We start from the raw sequence: 830 nt of genomic DNA, 5'->3' as shown, positions 1-830 counted from the left end.
AAATAGGTTTAGCAGTCAATATTCTCGTTAATTATAAAAACTTAAATAAGGAAATAAAGTATGGGAAAAGGACACAGTAATGTCATGAGTCAGGGCCGCCGTGGCTCAACTGATGGCGTCAAGGGCGTGCCGAGAGGGCTTAGTGCTGGAAATCCTAATATCTTTTTACCACCGACAGCCAACCGCCACATACTTTTATCTTTACCCCGACGCGGCCACCCGGCATGAATATCGGNTCGGTATCGCCGCCACCGGCCAGTGCACCGGTCTTTCCGCAGCATACCGGAACGGATATCAGCTTCGATCACTCCAATCTTAGCATGACATTTTTGTCTCCGAACGAGATTGATTTCCACGATTACGTCATTTGGTTCCCAGCAGCGTCGGGGCTGGAACCGGAGTATATTTATCTTAAAACGCCACGGGATGAGCCGGGAGTGGTCACCGGTCGTGGGCAGCAAGTTGCAGGCGTTTGACTGGCAGAGGCGGGTAAGGGGCTGGGGGTACCCATCCCGGCACAAATTGCCGATAAATTACGTAGCAGAAAGTTCAGTAGTTTTGATAGATTTAGGGAAGCGTTTTGGCAGGAGGTTGCGAATGACCCTGAATTGGCTGGGCAGTTTATCCCGAGAAATGTGACCCGAATGAAGCATGAAAGATCCCCTAGAGCTAGATTTGTTGATACTGTGGGAAAAAGACGCTCTTTTGAAATACACCATGTAAAACACATTCGTGATGGTGGAGATGTTTATAATGTAGATAATTTGCATGTGATAACACCCAAAAGACATATAGAGATTCACTCAAAGAAGGGCGAATGAAATGAAATT

At 46.9% G+C, this 830-nt stretch carries 3 protein-coding genes; all 3 read left to right on the top strand.

From position 1 onward, the window contains the following. Positions 1-60: 60 nt before the first annotated feature. A complete protein-coding gene (locus tag V1952_RS22155; RefSeq protein WP_420075585.1) occupies positions 61-228 on the top strand; it encodes a hypothetical protein in 168 nt (55 codons plus the stop codon). Further along, the gene (locus V1952_RS22150) at positions 198-476 is read left to right on the top strand and encodes an S-type pyocin domain-containing protein (protein WP_420075586.1); all 279 of its coding nucleotides are present in this window, start codon (positions 198-200) and stop codon (positions 474-476) included. Before V1952_RS22155 ends, V1952_RS22150 begins: the two co-directional genes overlap by 31 nt. Next, positions 477-821 (top strand): HNH endonuclease signature motif containing protein, encoded by a 345-nt coding sequence (locus V1952_RS22145; RefSeq protein WP_372560673.1) that lies wholly within the window; start codon positions 477-479, stop codon positions 819-821. Positions 822-830: the final 9 nt, after the last annotated feature.

This window comes from Yersinia sp. 2542 StPb PI (genome assembly GCF_048593855.1).
Lineage (GTDB): Bacteria > Pseudomonadota > Gammaproteobacteria > Enterobacterales > Enterobacteriaceae > Yersinia > Yersinia enterocolitica_E.
This window is presented reverse-complemented; position numbering and strand designations above follow the sequence as displayed.